Source organism: Pseudomonas sp. SWRI154, assembly GCF_014268645.1.
Taxonomy (GTDB): Bacteria; Pseudomonadota; Gammaproteobacteria; order Pseudomonadales; family Pseudomonadaceae; genus Aquipseudomonas; species Aquipseudomonas marvdashtae.
The window spans coordinates 1-510 of the sequence record NZ_JABWQW010000084.1 but is presented as its reverse complement, the minus strand read 5'-3'; the positions used below and the strand labels follow the sequence as shown (position 1 = coordinate 510).

Annotated in this window: 1 protein-coding gene; it reads left to right on the top strand. The window is 61.6% G+C overall.

Features of this window, described 5'->3' with window-relative positions:
- The coding region (locus HU806_RS26255) for an immunoglobulin-like domain-containing protein (protein ID WP_186615808.1) at nt 1–510 on the top strand (510 nt) is incomplete at both ends.

Genomic DNA, 510 nt, shown 5'->3' with positions numbered 1-510 from the left:
GCGCAAGTTCGGGTGCGCTCGATGTGCCGGTCGGTAATGACGTCTACCAAGGCCCAACGACGATCACCGAATCGATCAAAGATGCATCCGGCGGCAACCTCGAAGCCATTGCGCCGAACACCGCTCCGGTCAGCACTATCGTCAGCGACGTCAACGACACCACCACCGTGACATTGACCGCCACACCGACCGTGAACGAAAACGGCACGATCACCTACACCGCCACCCTGACCGGTGCTGACGGCAAACCTGTCACCGCGCAAAACGGTCCAGTGACCGTGACCCTGGAAAGCGGCAAGACCATCACCATCGCAGCCGGCGCAAGTTCGGGTGCGCTTGATGTGCCTGTCGGCAACGACGTGTACCAAGGCCCAACGACAGTAACTGAGTCGATTGCCTCGGCATCCGGCGGCAACCTCGAAGCCATTGCGCCAAACACCGCTCCGGTTAGCACCATCGTCAGCGACGTCAACGACACCACCACCGTGACGCTGACCGCCACACCGACCG